The sequence below is a fragment of the Thalassospira sp. MIT1004 genome (genome assembly GCF_001858545.1).
Lineage (GTDB): Bacteria > Pseudomonadota > Alphaproteobacteria > Rhodospirillales > Thalassospiraceae > Thalassospira > Thalassospira xiamenensis.
Genome location: NZ_MCAO01000018.1, coordinates 1 through 16,614, shown reverse-complemented (window position 1 = coordinate 16,614; position 16,614 = coordinate 1). Strand labels below are relative to the sequence as shown.

General features: G+C 55.8%; 16 protein-coding genes. 8 read left to right on the top strand and 8 right to left on the bottom strand.

From position 1 onward, the window contains the following. Positions 1-113 precede the first annotated feature (113 nt). The 3 genes from BC440_RS23510 (at position 114) to BC440_RS08435 (ending at position 2,426) form a co-directional block, all read left to right on the top strand. The gene (locus BC440_RS23510) at positions 114-212 is read left to right on the top strand and encodes a hypothetical protein (protein ID WP_247643544.1); all 99 of its coding nucleotides are present in this window, start codon (positions 114-116) and stop codon (positions 210-212) included. Positions 213-230: 18 nt separating this feature from the next. Then, positions 231-518 carry a hypothetical protein gene (locus tag BC440_RS23505; RefSeq protein ID WP_247643543.1) on the top strand — a complete coding sequence of 96 codons (288 nt, stop codon included), beginning with the start codon at positions 231-233 and terminating at the stop codon, positions 516-518. A 93-nt stretch (positions 519-611) separates the two neighbouring features. After that, on the top strand, positions 612-2,426 hold the full coding sequence (locus BC440_RS08435; protein WP_071239842.1) for an autotransporter outer membrane beta-barrel domain-containing protein: 1,815 nt from the start codon (positions 612-614) through the stop codon (positions 2,424-2,426). 60 nt (positions 2,427-2,486) lie between these two features. On the opposite strand, the gene BC440_RS08430 is transcribed toward BC440_RS08435, so the two are convergent. Both BC440_RS08430 and BC440_RS08425 read right to left on the bottom strand, forming a co-directional pair. Then, positions 2,487-3,725 (bottom strand): MFS transporter, encoded by a 1,239-nt coding sequence (locus BC440_RS08430; protein WP_071239841.1) that lies wholly within the window; start codon positions 3,723-3,725, stop codon positions 2,487-2,489. Further along, the gene (locus BC440_RS08425) at positions 3,722-4,294 is read right to left on the bottom strand and encodes a GNAT family N-acetyltransferase (protein ID WP_071239840.1); all 573 of its coding nucleotides are present in this window, start codon (positions 4,292-4,294) and stop codon (positions 3,722-3,724) included. Before BC440_RS08425 ends, BC440_RS08430 begins: the two co-directional genes overlap by 4 nt. 107 nt (positions 4,295-4,401) lie before the next feature. Here BC440_RS08425 and BC440_RS08420 point away from each other — a divergent pair, with 107 nt between their 5' ends. After that, complete coding sequence (locus BC440_RS08420) at positions 4,402-5,301, top strand: LysR family transcriptional regulator (protein ID WP_071239839.1); 900 nt, start codon at positions 4,402-4,404, stop codon at positions 5,299-5,301. Here BC440_RS08420 and BC440_RS08415 read toward each other — a convergent pair. The 3 genes from BC440_RS08415 to BC440_RS08400 all read right to left on the bottom strand — a co-directional run bounded on the left by BC440_RS08415 (position 5,298) and on the right by BC440_RS08400 (position 8,302). Beyond that, a complete protein-coding gene (locus tag BC440_RS08415; protein WP_071239838.1) occupies positions 5,298-6,107 on the bottom strand; it encodes a DeoR/GlpR family DNA-binding transcription regulator in 810 nt (269 codons plus the stop codon). The two genes, BC440_RS08420 and BC440_RS08415, sit on opposite strands and share 4 nt — an antisense overlap. A gap of 168 nt (positions 6,108-6,275) precedes the next feature. Continuing rightward, positions 6,276-6,956, bottom strand: a complete 681-nt coding sequence (locus BC440_RS08410; protein WP_071239837.1) for a cell cycle transcriptional regulator TrcR — start codon at positions 6,954-6,956, stop codon at positions 6,276-6,278. Between the two features lie 311 nt (positions 6,957-7,267). Further along, a complete protein-coding gene (locus BC440_RS08400) occupies positions 7,268-8,302 on the bottom strand; it encodes an NAD(P)H-quinone oxidoreductase (RefSeq protein WP_083379324.1) in 1,035 nt (344 codons plus the stop codon). A gap of 80 nt (positions 8,303-8,382) precedes the next feature. Between BC440_RS08400 and BC440_RS08395 the strand changes: the two genes are divergently transcribed. Together BC440_RS08395 and BC440_RS08390 are read left to right on the top strand one after the other, a co-directional pair. Continuing rightward, positions 8,383-8,577, top strand: coding sequence for a DUF1192 domain-containing protein (locus BC440_RS08395; protein WP_071239835.1), 195 nt, complete (start codon positions 8,383-8,385; stop codon positions 8,575-8,577). Between the two features lie 446 nt (positions 8,578-9,023). Continuing rightward, positions 9,024-9,473: a DUF1465 family protein gene (locus BC440_RS08390; protein ID WP_071239834.1), complete on the top strand. Its 450-nt coding sequence runs from the start codon at positions 9,024-9,026 to the stop codon at positions 9,471-9,473. Positions 9,474-9,536: 63 nt separating this feature from the next. On the opposite strand, the gene BC440_RS08385 is transcribed toward BC440_RS08390, so the two are convergent. Beyond that, positions 9,537-11,297: an adenylate/guanylate cyclase domain-containing protein gene (locus BC440_RS08385; RefSeq protein ID WP_071239833.1), complete on the bottom strand. Its 1,761-nt coding sequence runs from the start codon at positions 11,295-11,297 to the stop codon at positions 9,537-9,539. A 266-nt stretch (positions 11,298-11,563) separates the two neighbouring features. After that, positions 11,564-11,791, bottom strand: a complete 228-nt coding sequence (gene rpmE, locus BC440_RS08380; RefSeq protein WP_007092400.1) for a 50S ribosomal protein L31 — start codon at positions 11,789-11,791, stop codon at positions 11,564-11,566. A 281-nt stretch (positions 11,792-12,072) separates the two neighbouring features. Between rpmE and cyaY the strand changes: the two genes are divergently transcribed. Next, positions 12,073-12,405 (top strand): iron donor protein CyaY, encoded by a 333-nt coding sequence (gene cyaY / locus BC440_RS08375; protein WP_007092401.1) that lies wholly within the window; start codon positions 12,073-12,075, stop codon positions 12,403-12,405. Positions 12,406-12,450: 45 nt separating this feature from the next. Beyond that, positions 12,451-14,247, top strand: a complete 1,797-nt coding sequence (locus BC440_RS08370; RefSeq protein ID WP_071239832.1) for an ABC transporter transmembrane domain-containing protein — start codon at positions 12,451-12,453, stop codon at positions 14,245-14,247. 211 nt (positions 14,248-14,458) lie between these two features. Here the strand turns inward: BC440_RS08370 and BC440_RS08365 are convergent, their stop codons facing one another. Beyond that, a complete protein-coding gene (locus BC440_RS08365) occupies positions 14,459-15,769 on the bottom strand; it encodes a peptidoglycan DD-metalloendopeptidase family protein (RefSeq protein ID WP_247643541.1) in 1,311 nt (436 codons plus the stop codon). Positions 15,770-16,614: the final 845 nt, after the last annotated feature.

Genomic DNA, 16,614 nt, shown 5'->3' with positions numbered 1-16,614 from the left:
CAACCCAACCCAACCCGTGAAATGCAAGACCGGCGGATCGGCAAAGGCACGGATCAGATCGCCGGGCGCATTCAGGCAAGAAGATCGTTCTGGCTGGCGACAGTGCAGGTGGCATGTTGGCTGCCGGGATTGCGGTCCGGGCGCGCGAAGAGAGCTTTGGGGGCCGGGTTCCGGGGGCGGCGTTGATTTATCCAGCCCTTGGCGGGGTTTGAACTGCCAGTTACGGACAGATGGCCAATGCGCCGGGGATGAGTATTGATGACATGATTTATTATCGTGATGCGTTCAAGGTGCCGACGGATGATCCGTTGTCCGATGATTGCCGGAAATATACCGCCCACCTTGCCCGTGTCGGGGCATCTTTACAAAGCGATTTCGGACATGCTGTAAATCGCATGGAAGGCTGGTTAAACCACTTTGGATTGAAGATAGGCTCCCGACCAAAAAGAAGCGACACAGGGCCTAAAGTGTGCGCGTGGTGGAGCCGCGCGTCGTTTTTGTGGCTCATAAGAGGTTGATCACAATAAAAATTTTGGCTAATCAGGTTGTTGTGCAACGCAGAGTTGTTTGTGGTTAAGCTGTTGGGTGCGGAATGGTTCGGGGGGACCTGTATGATCAATATCGTTAAATTGCCATCGTCGCTGCTTTTGGCGATGACCATCTTTTGTGGCTTTATGACCGGTGATGGGCGTGACGCATTTGCGGCAACGACGACAATCACCTGCACCAACCTCGCAGCAGCCAATGCATCGACCTCTCATGTGGCCTACGACGACAGTGTCGGTACCTGCGCCGCAGTAAACGGTAGTGGCTCCAGCAACGCATTGCGCGACATCGTCTTCGAGGTCAACAACTCGAACCTCTCAAACGAGCAATTCAAGATCGGAACCGGCAGTAGCAATACAGCGCATAGAGGATGTAGCATTGGCACTTTTAACGCCGCCGCGGGTGATGCTTGCTCAACGGATCGCGCTAATGCCACTAATGAAACCGCGACGGTCACCATTGATGGGGAGAACGGGGCGACGATCCGGATGACCGTCAATTATACCCTAGTGGTAGGGGGTGCTACGACCTTCAACAGTGCATCGGTCACAATCACGACTGCTGATGCTGCATCCTCTGATAGCTCGGCCGCTGCCCTGCGCGCGCTTCAAGGTTCGGCAACACGGGCGCAATCTGTGATCATCGGCCAGAATTTCGGATCGCGGGTGGCTAATGTGACAGCCGGCCCAGATATCGGAACAGTGCCAGATACCGCGGCACCGACACAGCAATTCGGTTTTGCTTCATCAAGCTTGCTTGATGATCCCATGGGCAAGAAAACGCGCACGGAGGGGACAACCCTGGGCGGGTTGGCGATGCTTGCGTCTTTCGATACGTCGCGTGTGCTTGCGGCGGCGCAAAACGCTGATAGTGCAACGGATGGGGCGGAACAACGAACGCTGCTGTCTCGTGAAAGTCCGATTACGATCTGGGGGCATGGGTCCTTTACCGATATCGAGAATACGCGCAACCGGACGGGCGAGGACAGCCGTTACGACGGCAGCGTCTGGGGGTACAATGTCGGTGCGGACTATCGTTTTTCGCCCGCACTGGTGGCGGGTATGTCTGTCGGCTACGCTCAAACCGACATTACGACCACCTTTGATAGCGGCACTTACGAAGAGGATACGTGGAACCTCTCGCCCTATGTGATCTATAGACCGTCGGACATGCTGACCTTCTCGGCGATTGCGGGTTATGCGTTCGGGGATGTTGCCAGAAGCCGCAATAGCACTGTGACGGGAAATACCGACAGCCAGACCTGGTATCTGCAGGTTGATGCACGCCAGACTTTCCAGCCAATTGCAGATAGCCCGTTTCGGGTTACGGGGGGGCTGGGTGCATTGACGTCGCGCAATACGCTTGCTGCCTATACCGAAAGTGACGGTAGCCGGGTTGCTGAATCCTCGGTCAATACCGTTCAGTTAAAGCCGAATGCCGAGCTGGCCTATTCTTTCCAGATAAGCGAGACGTCCCTGACGCCATATGTCAAAGCGGGTTATATCCACGATTTCACCGACCAGACCAATGGCGATGCCGGGGCGTTTGACCTTGGTGGTGGTGTGCGGTTTGCCTCGGGCGGGACTGGCCTGTCGGGGTCAATCGAAGGGTCGCGCATGGTTGGGCGTGATGACTACAGCGAATATACCCTGAGCGGTTTGGTTGCTTATGGTATTTCGTTTACGGGGCGGGATGGAAGCTTTGCCGGAACGGCGTCGCCTTATGTCGGTACCAGCCTGTCTGATAGCGGCACGCCTGAAATTTCCGCTGGCGCAACACTGGCAGATATTGATGACAGATTTTCGAGTAAGTTGAGCCTGTCCGGGGATCCGGCTGCGCAGCGCGCAGATGTGATGATTACCTTAGACCTGAAGTTCTGAACGCGACGTGATGCTAGTGTGGCCCGCAGATTTGATTTGCGGGGCTTTTACGAGGGATGTCTATCGGGCGATGGGGTCAGGGTGGGTTTCAGAGCTTTGCGGGCGTAAGAGCAGATAAAGCCACATGGCTGCACCGAAGGCACAGGCCAGCAGGGCGATGGAAAGCCAGAGTGCGCCGGTGGGGCCCCAATGTGTGATGGCGCGTTCGTAAAGGCTGGGTGCGAGGGCGGAGAGGATAAATCCCGGTACCAGTAATCGTCCGACCTGATGACCGTATCGTGCATTGCCAAAGATCATCAGGGGCAGGGTTCCACGCGTGATCGTCAGCACGCCGTTTGCTGCGCCGTAAAGCAGGGTGAAGGTCATGGCGGCAATCGCAAACTGATCGCCCCAGAAGGCAAGGACGAAGCAGAGCGGTAAAATGGCGGTTGCAAACAATGTCAGGCTTGCCGGGGCGATGCGTTTGCCAAACAGGATTTCGGCGGCACGCGCCGCGGATTGTCCGATACCGCGCAGGGATGCGGCATTGATCGCGGCGGCGGTGGTTAAGCCAAGACCGATCAGGATGGCGATCATGTGGGCTGACATCGCGGCATTCACGACATTGAGCAGGGTGACGATCACGGCATACAGAAAGCCGCACAGGCGTTGATGCGTTGCCAGTCCGTGGTCATCGGTATCATCGGCGTCATCGGTCGGGTTGGTGCCGGTTCCCGTTCCCGTTCCAGTTCCCGAAGGTGCGCCATGTCGGGCATCGGGGATGGCGGCATACATCGGGACGGTCAGAAGGGCGAAACCGGTATAGGCGACAAGGGCGATGGTGATGCCAAATTCCGACTGGATCAAATGGCCGAGCGGCCAGAAAACGGTTGAGGCCAGGCCGCCAAAAAGCGTGATCTGCCCCATCGCCCGTCTGGCATCGCGCCCGCCAATCCGGGCGAGCGCGGCAAATGCCGCATCATAAAGGGTGGCACGCATCGCAAGCCCAAGAACGATCCAGCCGATGAAATGCAGGATCTGCTGATCGGCAAATGCAAGGATCAGACAGCCAAGGGCATTGAGGCATGTCCCCAATGTCATGATGATCCGCCCGCCATGACGATCTATCATCCTGCCGCAAAAGGGGGATATGACCGCCATGGTCAGAAGGCTTGCCGAAAAGCCCGCATAAACCACGCTGCTGGGCCAGCCGTGATGTTGCGCGATCAGGGTGCCGAAATTGCCAATCAGATAATAGGCCGTCCCCCAACTGATGAGCTGCCCCAGCCCCAGCTTTATGACAAGTGCGCGGGTGATCATTTATCCGTCGGGCCGGGGATCACCGGTTTATCGGAGCCAAGCGGGCGCTGCATCATGACGGAGTCAAGCCACGTGCCGAACTTGTAGCCGACATTGTGGAAGGTTCCTGTCATGTCGAAGCCGAATTTCCGATGCAGGGCAATGGATGCGTGATTTTCGCTATCGCCAATGGCGGCAACCATCTGCCGCCACGGACCGGCTTCGCAGCGTTCGAGAAGAGCCGCCATCAGAGCCGCCCCGATCCCGTTTCCGATGCAATCGGGCGCGACATAGATCGAATTTTCCACCGTGTGGCGATAGGCCGAACGCGGGCGATAGAGACTGGCATAGCAATAGCCGACAACCTCATCACCGCGCAGGGCGACCAGATAGGGCAGGCCATATCCACGGATGGCCTCAAAGCGATTGGTGATTTCGGTTTCGGATGGCGGGATTTCTTCGAACGAGGCGGTGCCGGTCAGAACATGATGGCCGTAAATCGCGGTGATGGCGGCAATGTCGGCATGATCGGCATCGCGTATGACGAGATCGGAAGTTTTGGCGGCGGCGGGCAGTGTATCGGTCGACATTGATGTGCATTCCATCTCGGAAATTGACGGTATGGCGTGACATTAGCCGACCGTCTGAAATAAGATAAGATTTGTATTCTTATGCAAATCATAAGGAATAGTTTTAGATGCGTAGCCTTAACCTTGATCAGATGCATGCTTTTGCCGATGTGATTGAACTTGGCAGTTTTTCCGCCGCAGCCGCACGGCAGAATTTAAGCCAGCCTGCGATCAGTCAGCAGATACGACAGCTGGAAGACCGTCTTGGCGTGCGGTTGATTGAACGGGTTGGCAAACGTGCGATGCCAACACCCGCCGGTCAGGCATTGCTGGACCGGGTGGGGGAGATTGACGCGTCCGTCCAGAACGCACTGGATGCGGTGGCAGGGTTTGCCAGTGGCACGGTCGGGCAGGTGCGCATCGGAACCGGTGCAACGGCCTGCATCTATTTCCTGCCAAAGGTTCTGGAACAGTTGCAGCGCCGGTTTCCGGGGCTTGAAATCATTGTGCGGACCGGGAATACCAGCGACGTTCTGAAATCGATTGAGGAAAACAGTCTTGATATCGGGCTGGTCACCCTGCCGGCCAGTGGGCGCAGTCTGGATATCGTGCCGGTTCTGACCGATCCGCTTGTCGCGATTTTTCCCGACGGGATGGATGTGCCCGATCTGGTTCGGCCTGCTGATCTGGCAGATATTCCATTGGTTTTGTATGAACGCGGTGGTCAGACACGCACGATTGTCGATGACTGGTTGCGTGCTGCGGGTGTTGCCGGGCATTCGATCATGGAACTGGGCAGTGTCGAGGCGATCAAGGAACTGGTGGGTGCCGGGTTGGGAGCAACGATTTTGCCCGCCATGGGCGCACGGTTGGGCCGCACACAGTTTCCGATCAAAACCCGCAAGCTTGCCCCGGACCTTGCGCGCCGTCTGGCACTTGTGGTCCGGCGGGACAAGGTGATGGGCAGCGGGTTGCGCGAAGTCCGCAACGGGTTGATTGCGGCGGCGCGTGACTGGACGGGTGCCTAGTCTTCTTCGGGGACGTAGAAGGTCGGGAATTCGGCGTTCGGTTCGGGGATATGCAGCGCCACCCCGTGTTTTTCGATCATCTGAATGATGGCATCGGGCGGAGGGCAATCGGTAAAGAAGGCGGTTACCTGTGTGACGGAGCCGCCACGCACCACAGCGTTTCGGCCAAACTTGGTATGATCGGCGACCAGATAGGTCTGGCGCGAATTGGTCAGAATGGCAGAACGCGCGCGGACTTCCTGTTCGTCAAAGTCGAGCAGACTGCCATCGGCATCAATCCCGCCAACGCCGAAAATGCCGTAATCGACCTTGTAGCTGTTAAAGAAGGCCTCGACCTCTGGCCCGAGAACATCGCGATCCCGATTGCGCAACCGGCCACCAATCAGGGTGACGTCAAAGCTGTCATTGGTGGCGGCGACATAGGCGACATTGAGATTGTTGGTGAAAATCCGCAAACCGCGATGCTGCAAAAGCGCACTTGCGACCAGTTCCGGCGTGGTGCCGATTGAAAAGAACAGGGATGCGCCATCGGGAATGGCGCGCGCGACAAGGGCCGCGATTTTGCGCTTTTCATTCACATGCAGAACCTTGCGCGCCCGATAGGCGATGTTTTCATGTTCCAGTGCCGGTTCAACCCCGCCATGGCGACGGCGCAGCAATCCTTCGTCGCAAAGGGCGTTTACATCGCGTCGAATGGTTTGCGGGGTGACCTGAAAACGTTCGGCAAGCTGTTCAATGGTTTTGAAACCGTCTGCGCGGACAAGTTCAACGATACTGGCCTGACGTTCAGTCGGACGTTTTTGCATGAGGGGCTTCTTTGGCGGTTGTTTCGCGGTTTTGTTTGAACGAATGTTATGTCGTGTTCATTTCAGGAATATTACCGTTTCACGGCATTCATATGAAACAAAACATATTCGCTTTTGGGTTGGTCGCCAAAGAGAAAAGGCCGCCCCGGTGGGCGGCCTTTGCATCGATCAGGAGCGGAACAGGTTTTCTGCTGCTTCCATGTAATCGGATGTTTTGGGTTCTTCTTTTTTGCGATCTTCCTTCTTGCCGGGATAATCCGGTTCCGGGTTGATCTGCAATTCTTCGGGCAGCGGATCGGGCTCGACATTCTTGACGACCTTTTCCGGGTTCTTGCTGCGTGCGATCACGACCTGTTTTTCAAGGTCAAGTTCGATGCAAAGCCCCATGGTCACCGGGTTGCGCGGCGTCAGGTTGGCCGAGTTCCAGTGGGTACGATCACGGATTTTGCCAATCGTGTCCTTGGTGGTCCCGATCAGTTTGCAAATCTGCGCATCCGACAGTTCCGGATGGTGTTTGAGCAGCCATGCAATCGCGTTCGGGCGATCCTGACGTTTTGAAACCGGGGTGTAACGTGCGCCTTTGCCATGCGCGCGCGGACGCGGCAGGTCGGACTTTGCCATTTTCAGCAATGCACGCGGATCAGCTTCGCAGCGCGCGATCTCGTCTTTGGTCAACTGACCATTGGAAACCGGATCAAGGCCGACAATCCCCTGATTGACATCGCCATCGGCGATGGCCTGAATTTCCAGTTCGTGCAGCTCGGTAAAGGCTGCAATCTGCCGGAACGACAAACCGGTATTGTCGATAAGCCATACGGCCGTTGCTTTGGGCATGAGGGGCTGAGCCATAATTCCTCCTGTTTACTCTTTCTCTCTCTGGAGACCGGCGATGGGATGAACCCCAAATACGCGGGAATATCTGCCCCAGAATATAATCTGTTTTGGTGTTCCGGCAACGCAGCAAAGGCAACCCAAGGTGAGTGCCGCGCGTCGCTGGAACCGCCACAGCGCTCTTTTCGATCAATGTGCGGTTAAAAGCAACAATCTGTTGCAGGTTATCGAAAAGAATATTTCTTTTCGACCCGCAATCGAAGGTCTGTTGCCGGGAAAGGGTGAAGCCGATGGTGATCGATATGCCTTCAACCCGGATCCGTAAACGATCAAGGGACTTCCAGTACCACTTTTCCAACATGTGCGCCACCCCGCAAAATGTCGTGTGCAGCCCGGGCTTCATTCATTGGCAGGGTTTGGTAAATGACCGGTTTGATCGTGCCGTTTTCAAATAGCGGCCAGACCTGCTGGCGAAGTTTGCCTGCGATTGCGCCCTTGTTGGCAACCGGCTGGGCGCGCAGGGTTGATCCCATCAGGGTCAGGCGTTTTAACAGAAGCGGCGTGAAATTGGTTTCGGCCTTTGGTCCGTTCAGGAAGGCAATGATCAAGATACGGCCTTCCATCGCAGCCGCCTTGAAATTGCGGCTGACATAATCGCCTGCCACCATATCAAGGATGACATCCGCCCCCTTGCCGTTGGTTGCGGTTTTTACCTCTTCAACGAAATCCTGTGTTTTGTAGTTGATGGCGATGTCCGCGCCAAGGTCCAGACAGGCCTGGCATTTTTCATCGGTGCCCGCCGTTGTGATCACGCGCGCGCCAAAAGCCTTGGCAAGCTGGATCGCGGTGGTGCCGATCCCCGATGTGCCACCATGAACAAGGAAGGTTTCGCCGGATTTAAGTCCGGCCTTGTCGAAAACATTGTGCCAGACGGTAAAGAATGTTTCGGGAAGGCTTGCGGCTTCTGTCATGGAAAGGCCAGCCGGAACCGGAAGGCATTGTGCGGCGGGGACAGCGGCATATTGGGCATAGCCGCCGCCGGTGACCAGCGCGCAAACCTGATCACCAACCTTCCACGTCGTGACATCGGGGGCGGTGACAACAATTTCACCGGAAAGTTCAAGCCCCGGGATTTCCGATGCGCCGGGGGGCGGGGGATACATCCCGGCCACCTGCATCAGATCGGGCCGGTTGACCCCGGCGGCACGAATACGCACCAGAACCTCGCCCTGCGTGATTTCCGGCATCGCGACCTTGCCCGCGGCAAGATATCGGTTCTCGCCGTCAATGCGGATTTCGATTGCCTGCATGTCTTTGGCAAGGTTTGGGGCAAGGCTTGGGGCAAGGTCGTCTGGCAAGGTCATGACAAAACTCCATGGCGAATGATAAATTCGGTCACTATGTAATAGCGGCAAAACCGCCAGGGGCAAAATGTCAAAGGAGGATGACTGTGGAAGAAGACGACCTGCAAAAACCTTTGGCCGCGATGTTCGGCCTGCCGCGGAGCCTTGACGGAATGTCGATTGACAGCCTGATCGATTATCGAGCCGCCCTGGAGCAGGAACTGGTGCGGGTTGATGCGGCAATGGAGCATCGCAATGGTGTTCGCGCCGGGGCGGAAGCGCTTTTCAAGAACTGACGGGGGCGGGTACGCCAAAATATTAAACGTGAGGATATATTTTTAAACCTACGGTTAATTGAATCTTAAACTTACCGTCTTATATATGGGTAGTGGGCCACTGTTTGGCCCCTTGTCGAACGTGATGTTTCGATGCCTCCCTGTTAAACTGAACCGCCCGAATTCAGGGCGGTTCTTTTTATGTTTTCGCCTTTTACGTACTGTTTATACGTATTTCGGTACGTATTAATACGTACTGTCATATTTCCGACACTTATTACCTTGACCCCTTGCCAACCGCTAGCTAGAGTTCGGCCACAAACAAGATCAAGAATAAAAAAAAGTCCGGCAAGTTTAGCAGGTTGAGGCAAGGCCGCCCTTTGGGGCGGTCTTTCTATTTCGGGGCAAATTCAGGGCAAATTTTCCCGAATGCTTGAAGCCCGGTGTCCGTTTCCCATATAAGCTTTATGGCAAAAAAGGATCACCCGACCGGGATCGGGCAACCCTATCAAAGCAACTTCGCGATTGTTCCTCTTTCGCGAACCTATGACGAGGCTTTCACCCTGCTGGTGGAGGCGCGTAATTATCTTTCCGCAAATCGAACCGCATCGCGCCATGGGATTCACGGCAGTGCCAAAATGAAGCAATTCGTTGAGGAGATGCGCATGACCAGCCGCCTGATCCGGGCGATGGCGTGGCTGCTTGCGGTGCGGGCGGTTGAGGAGGGCGAGATTGATTGGGAAGATGCGGTTGATCTTGATGATCTGATGGTCGACCTGCAAATCTGTGTTCGCGACGACTGCGACGAAGAAACAGGATTTCCCCCCGCCCTTCGCGATCTTATGGAACGGGCCCATTCGCTTTATATGCGAACGGCGCGGATGGAGCTTCAGGTCGCGGCACGCTGTTCAGCCTGAACAACGGTTCAGCCACCTTCACCTTATGCGGAATTGCGTGCGGATGCCGGTAAACAGTGCCCGTCAGGCGCGCGGGGTCGCGGCAAAGACTTCTATCGGTTCGGCAAAGCCTTTCATCTGGCGTGTGCCTTTCGATGTGAAGACCGCCCGGCTGCCGGCGTAGGTATCCTTCACGTTCTGGGATACCAGAATTTCATCACCGCCCGCCTGGGCGCAGACACGTGCGGCAAGCTGCACGACGCGGCCAAACAGATCGTTTTCTTCGGCAATGGCCTCGCCGGCATTGATGCCGATGCGAATCTGGAATTTCAGGTCCTCGCGGCCATTATGCTGCGCCATGTTGCGCTGAATTTCGATGGCGGCTTCGACGGAACTTGCAGAGGACGGGAACACGGCCATGATGCCATCCCCCATATGCTTAACTTCCTTGCCATAATTATTGATCAGGGCGGTGCGCACGATCTGGTTATGGATATGCACCATCTTCTGGGCACCGACATCACCCAGTTGCTGGGTCATCTGGGTCGAATTGACGATGTCGGTAAACATCAGCGCATGCAGCTTGTTATTCGCGTTTGCTGGCGCGCCAGTCGGCTTTTCGGACCATGACGCAATCGCACGCGACACCGATGTGGTGATGCTCTGCTCGTCCTTCATATAGGCATCCATCGAGCTTCTGCCCGCGCCATACATGTCCTTGTATTTCGGTTCCAGGATATAGCTGTCGACATTCTTGCAGAATGTGTCGGCCATATTGTGGGTTGCCCCAAGTGCGGAAATGCAGTCCTTCAGAACACTTCGTCCCTGACTGGCGCCAAGGGCGTTCTTCTCGCTACACGCGTCACAGGCACCGGCAACGTAAAGATTGACGCCGAATTTGTGATAGGCGTCCATGTTCGGAACGGTCCGCTTGATGGCTTCTATCGAACCGGCGATGAAGGATTTCATGACCTCGCGCGTGGCCTGAAGGGCTGGCGTTACGGTCATTGGCTGATCGGGGATGCCGTCATCGCGCGGCTCGGATGCGGATTGGGTATCGTCGGTTTCATCCGCATCGATGTCGGGCATTGCTTCATTTTCAGAACGCGCAACCTCGGCGGCCATTTCTGCAAAGCTGCCCGATAAGGACGGGCGGTTCGGCGATGCCACCTTGCGCCCCGGTCTGGCGGTACGTTTGGCCACGGGCTGTTGCGCCGGCTCTTTTCGTGCCTTGCCCTTGAATTTGCTTGTGATGCTCATCAGCATCGGTGTCGCACTGGCAAGGAAGCCGACAATAAAGGATATGAAATTGGCCTTGTCGTAGAAGCCCTGACTGATCGAAAGCCCCATACGCGGCAGATATTCAAGCCCATGAGATGCGCCAAGCATCGCAGCCAGACCGATGGCAATCGCGATGCAAAACGCCATCACCAGTTTCAGCGCCACAGCAATGAGGCCCGGGCTTTCATCCGGGCTGGCTGTTTTGACCTTTGTCCGGGCCGGTTTTAGGGCCGGGGTTGAAACCTGTTCGGGGGGGCTTGCTGGCGCACGCGCCGGGGCCGGACGGGTTGGTGCTGTCTTTGGTGCGTTCTGGGGTTTGTCTTTTGCGCCGCTTTGCCGTGTTTCATAGATGACATATTCATCCGCGGCATTGGTCGCATGGTTATAGACTTCGCGAATGACCTTCACAGCCGAGACATGCGCCATCTTTTCAAGCGAGCGCGCTTCTTCCTCGGCCTGCTTTTTCTGCGCACCGGTAAAGTGGGCGTGAATTTCCCAACGCCCTGAACGGTCTTTTACATAGACTTCATAACTGACCTGGGTGCGCGCAATCACCTGGTTCATTCGGTTCGCCCAGTCTTCCTGACAATAGGGGGACCCCATCCCCGTTCTCCGCGCGGTATAGCGCCGGTTGAAGATTATGGCAAGAAAATGTCCGAATGACCATTAAATATGGCTAATGCCCCCGTATAGCTGGGTTGCAGAGAGGAGGCAGTGCGTTCCGGACGGGGGCATTTGGCCGTACCACGCCACAAAAGAAAAACGCCCGCAGCATCATGAAGACGCTAGCGGGCGCTGATCCCATAAATCGCCAGGAAGGCGAAATTTGCTTAGTTATTACCGATATTGAAACCGGCGAAGCGTTTTTTGAACTTCGCGAGCTGACCGCCGCTGTCGAGCAGACGATGAACACCAGTCCAAGCCGGATGGCTTTTCGGATCGATGTCAAGCTTCAGAACGTCGCCCGGATTGCCCCAGGTCGATTTGGTGGTGAAGCTGCTGCCGTCCGTCATCTGAACGGTGATTTCATGGTAATCGGGATGGATGTCTTTTTTCATCGCCTATCACTCCGGAATTTGAAGCGCGGTGTATAAGGTAAAAAATCGACCTATGCAACCCCTGTATCCGGGAATTATTGGATAAAGCCTGATTAACGGTTGCGATAGGCGTTTTTTCCCAGCGGGCAGGGTGATATTGCACACCGCATCGGGTAATAATCCGTGGTTCCTGTGTGATGCAGACTTGCGCGAGACTCTTTATATAGTATGGTGCGCCAGCATATAAAATTGTCGCCTTGCCAGGGGGCGTTTTGCCCCTTTTGACAGACGGAGTGTTGATCGTGGCCCTTGATGAAACCCGCTTCCATCAGCTTGCTGATGACACCATCGAAACCCTCTCGGATCATATAGATGATGAGATGGGCGATGATCTTGATGTCGATCTGCAATCGGGAATCCTGACGATCGAACTCGACTCGGGTGAACAGTTCATCATCAATAAACATGGTCCGAACCGCCAGATATGGATGTCCTCGCCGGTCAGCGGGGCCAGCCATTATGATTTCGATGAAGACAATGAAAGCTGGACCTCGACCCGCGGGTCGACGACGCTGACCGATCAGCTTTCGGCTGATCTTGCGGTGAAGACCGGTCGGCGACTTGATCTCGACTGATCCGATCATGGAAATGGCAGGAAAAGCGTAAACTGGAAGGCTGCTGTGGCATTAAATCCTCGTACTTCACCCCGTCTTGCAGACAGGGACTCCAGTCGTAATTTCTCCGCTCTTCGCGCCATTATCCCCTTCGTTCGGCCCTACAGGTTGCAGGTTGCCGGTGCGATGGTGGCACTGGTTGTTGCGTCGGGCACGGTGCTTGCGCTTGGCAGCGGGTTGCGCATGCTTGTTGATCAGGGGTTTGCCGATGGCAATGCCTCCCTGCTTGATCAGGCGCTTTTTGTTCTGTTTGCCGTAACGCTGCTTATGGCCGGGGCAAGCTATGCCCGGTTCTTTCTGGTATCGTGGATCGGGGAGCGCGTGGTTGCCGATATCCGTTCGGCGGTTTACGCCCACATCATTCGGCTGGATCCGGGATTCTTTGAGGTCACCCGCACGGGTGAAGTCCTCTCGCGGTTGACAACAGACACCACCCTTTTGCAGGTCGTGATCGGATCAAGTGTTTCGATTGCGCTTCGCAATATCCTGATGTTTGTCGGCGGTCTTACCATGCTGGCGATCACGAGCCCCAAACTGACCGCACTTGTTTTGCTCGTCGTGCCGTTGGTGGTTGTGCCGATCATCGGTTACGGGCGCCGGGTACGCCGCCTGTCGCGCGAGGCACAGGACCGCATTGCCGATGTCAGTGCCTTTTCCGAAGAATCGCTCAATGCGCTGCGGACGGTTCAGGCCTATACCCACGAAAAGATTGAAAGCGACAAGTTTGATGGCTTTGTCGAAGGCGCATTCAAAACCGCGATTTCGCGTATTTCGGCGCGCGCCCTTCTGACCGCCATCGTCATCGTCATGGTGTTTGGCGCGGTGGGGACGATTTTGTGGATCGGCGGGCATGACGTGCTGGATGGCACGATTTCGGCCGGGGACCTTTCTGCCTTTGTGTTCTATGCCATTGTTGTTGCCGGTTCTGTAGGTGCCATCAGTGAAGTGATCGGTGATCTGCAACGCGCGGCGGGTGCGGCTGAACGCCTGATGGGGTTGCTTGAAACCGAACCGGCGATTGCCGCACCGGCAAACCCGGTCCAGATGCCGCAAAAACATCTTGGCCATGTCAGTTTTGAAAACGTCACTTTCCATTATCCGGCGCGCCCGGACCGCTCGGCACTGACCGGTTTTTCGTTACAGGTCAAACCGGGGGAAACCGTAGCACTTGTCGGCCCGTCGGGTGCGGGCAAAACCACGGTGTTTCAGCTTCTGCTGCGATTCTACGATCCGGCGAACGGCGTGATCAAAGTCGATGACGTCGATATCCGTACGGCTGATCCGATAGCCGTGCGCGAACGGATTGGTCTGGTGGCGCAGGATCCGGTGATTTTTGCCGCCAATGCGTGGGAAAACATCCGCTATGGCCGCCCTGACGCGTCCGACCAGGACGTCCGGGCGGCGGCCGATGCCGCCCATGCAACCGAATTCCTTGATCGGTTGCCCGACGGTTTTGACAGCTTCCTGGGGGAAAGAGGCGTTCGTCTTTCGGGTGGGCAGCGCCAGCGCATCGCGATTGCACGCGCAATCCTGCGCAACCCGTCGGTTCTGCTGCTTGACGAAGCCACCAGTGCGCTGGATGCCGAAAGCGAGCAGGTGGTCCAGAAGGCACTTGAAACCATCATGGCAACACGCACCACACTGGTGATTGCCCATCGACTGGCAACCGTGCTGCATGCCGACCGGATTGCCGTGATTGATGACGGAAAGCTGATTGCCATAGGGACCCATCAGGAACTTATGGAATCAAACCCGCTTTATGGCCGTCTGGCCAGGTTGCAGTTCGAACAGGATGCGGCCTGATAGCGCACCGCCAGCGGTCGCGATCAGTTAAACCCCGTTTGCATGCAGGCGGGGTTTTTCGTTGCGGCGGGAAAGGGACTGGCATGGTCCGTCCGCTCATGTGGCGATGCCGTTGTCAAAAAGGATCATGCTTGGGGCAGACATTAAAAAAGCCCGCCGATGGTGATCGGTGGGCTTTTTTATAAGGCGTATGCCTTGGTATCCGGATCGTTCATTCGGCGCTGGCGACCTTGCGGTTATGCATCGAAAGTTCGGCATACTGCCCGCGGAGCCCCTCTGCCTTGGCGAGGAAAGTTTTCAGTTCGTTTCCTTTAAGGGTCTTGCCGCTTGGCATTTTGACCTTGATCGGGTTGACCTGCGCGTTGTTTTTCAGGATTTCGAAATGCAGGTGCGGGCCGGTCGATGCGCCGGTGGTGCCGACATAACCGATCACATCCCCCTGCTTGACCCGCGATCCCTGTTTAAGGCCCTTGGCGAAGCCCTTCATATGGGCATATGCGGTATCATAGGAATCGTTGTGGCGCAGACGGATATAGTTGCCATAACCCCCATTGCGGCCGATCTGGGCAACGGTGCCGTTACCGGCCGCAAAGATCGGCGTTCCCGGTGGGGCGGCGAAATCCACACCCTTGTGCATCTTGGTAAAACCAAGGATAGGATGCTTGCGCGCACCAAAGCCCGATGACAGACGCGCACCATTGATCGGTGTCCGCATCAGGGCACGGCGATACGATTCGCCCTTCTGGTTATAAAAGTCGATATCGCCATTGCTGTCCTTATAGGAATAAAGACGGACATTGTTGCCGCTCAGCGTCATGCTGGCATAAACGACATCGCCATAGCGAACGCGCTCGCCGGAATCGTTGCGCAATTCTTCGAACATTACCTCGAAACTGTCACCGGGCTGAATGTCGCGCTGGAAATCGACTTCATAGGAATAAAGCTCGATCAGTTCCATCAGCACCGAAAGCGGCATGCCGTTTTTTTCGGCGGCAAGGAACAGGCTTTGATCAATCACGCCCGATGAAACATTGCGCACAGGGGTCAGTGCGATTTTGTCGCTTGAGGCGGTAAAACCATCATCGGTACGTGAAACGGAAACAACGGTTTCGGGATCAGGCTGGAAGCGCAGCGTATCAAAAAGGCCGCTGTCACCCTCGGTGTCGCTGGCATACACAAGGTCGAATTCCTGGCCAGCGCGCAGTTTGCGGGGGTTGTAAACATCGCGAAGGGCTTCGATGGCATTGAACGCAACCGACCGTTCCAGTCCCGCCGCGGTTAAAGTTGCCATCAGGTTGGAACCTTTTTCCAACACAACCGTTTCAAGACGAGGTTCATTATCGGGAAGATTGGCCGTTTCGGTCACACCGGACGAGGGAGAAGCGCTTAACTCGCTTTCAGCGGCACTGGCTGATAAAGCGGTATCCGAAGCGTTGGAGTAATGGTCAGAGAGGATGAAACCCGCAGTCCCCCCCAGGATTGCCATGATGGTGGCAATAGATACCAAGTCTCTTCCGGCCATTGCCGCAGAACTCCCCTAGAACTAATAATGCAGTGTGCCCAACGAGTTGCTCTTTGCGGCAACATCGGCACGAACCTTATACAAAAAAGACTCGTAAATGTGAAATGCCAATTCGCAACCGGTCGGACACCGTCCCGTTACGGCCATGATGCCGGGATATGGTTTACGAACCGTTGAAATGATCAAGGCAGGAACACTCACAAGAACGACGCTGATCTGAATGGCGAGAATGGCAAGAAAATGGCAGCGTGTTAACCATTTAAATTCACACCTTTTGTCGATGCGTATGATCGCAGGCCAAAATGTGTGCCGGTATCTGCGAATCACCATCCTGAATGTCGCGCTGTCGGGGCCGGACTGCTGCCGACGCATTCCATGATCCGCACTCTTATATATATGTGTGCAAATTGCCGGTGATGGCCCGGTGTTTTGGCGCGGGCTTTTTCGGGGCAAATCTGATTTTACGACGACCCACTATATCTATGTGTTCGCAAAAGACGGCCGGGGTGGGGTGAAAGGCCGCGGATACCCGTTTTGTGCCGTGCAAAACGCCGATGCGGTGGTGCTAAGGTTAAAACGGCTGTTTTCTGCGGTTGGCTAAATCGATGCAATGTCATTCCTAACCATATGGTCAAAATGATGCTGCGGCGCACTCAATCAGACAGTGATATGGCGGGTTGTGGCGGAAATTAAGGGAAAACCGGCTTTCCAACTTTTTGCGTTTTTAGCGCGTTTTTTTCCAAAAAAGGGTTTGACAGTTCCTTGGGTGGGCCCTATAACCCGCCTCCACCGACGGGGTGCGGCGCCAAGGAGACGGCGACGCGGACTGGAAGGTAGAGGGCTTC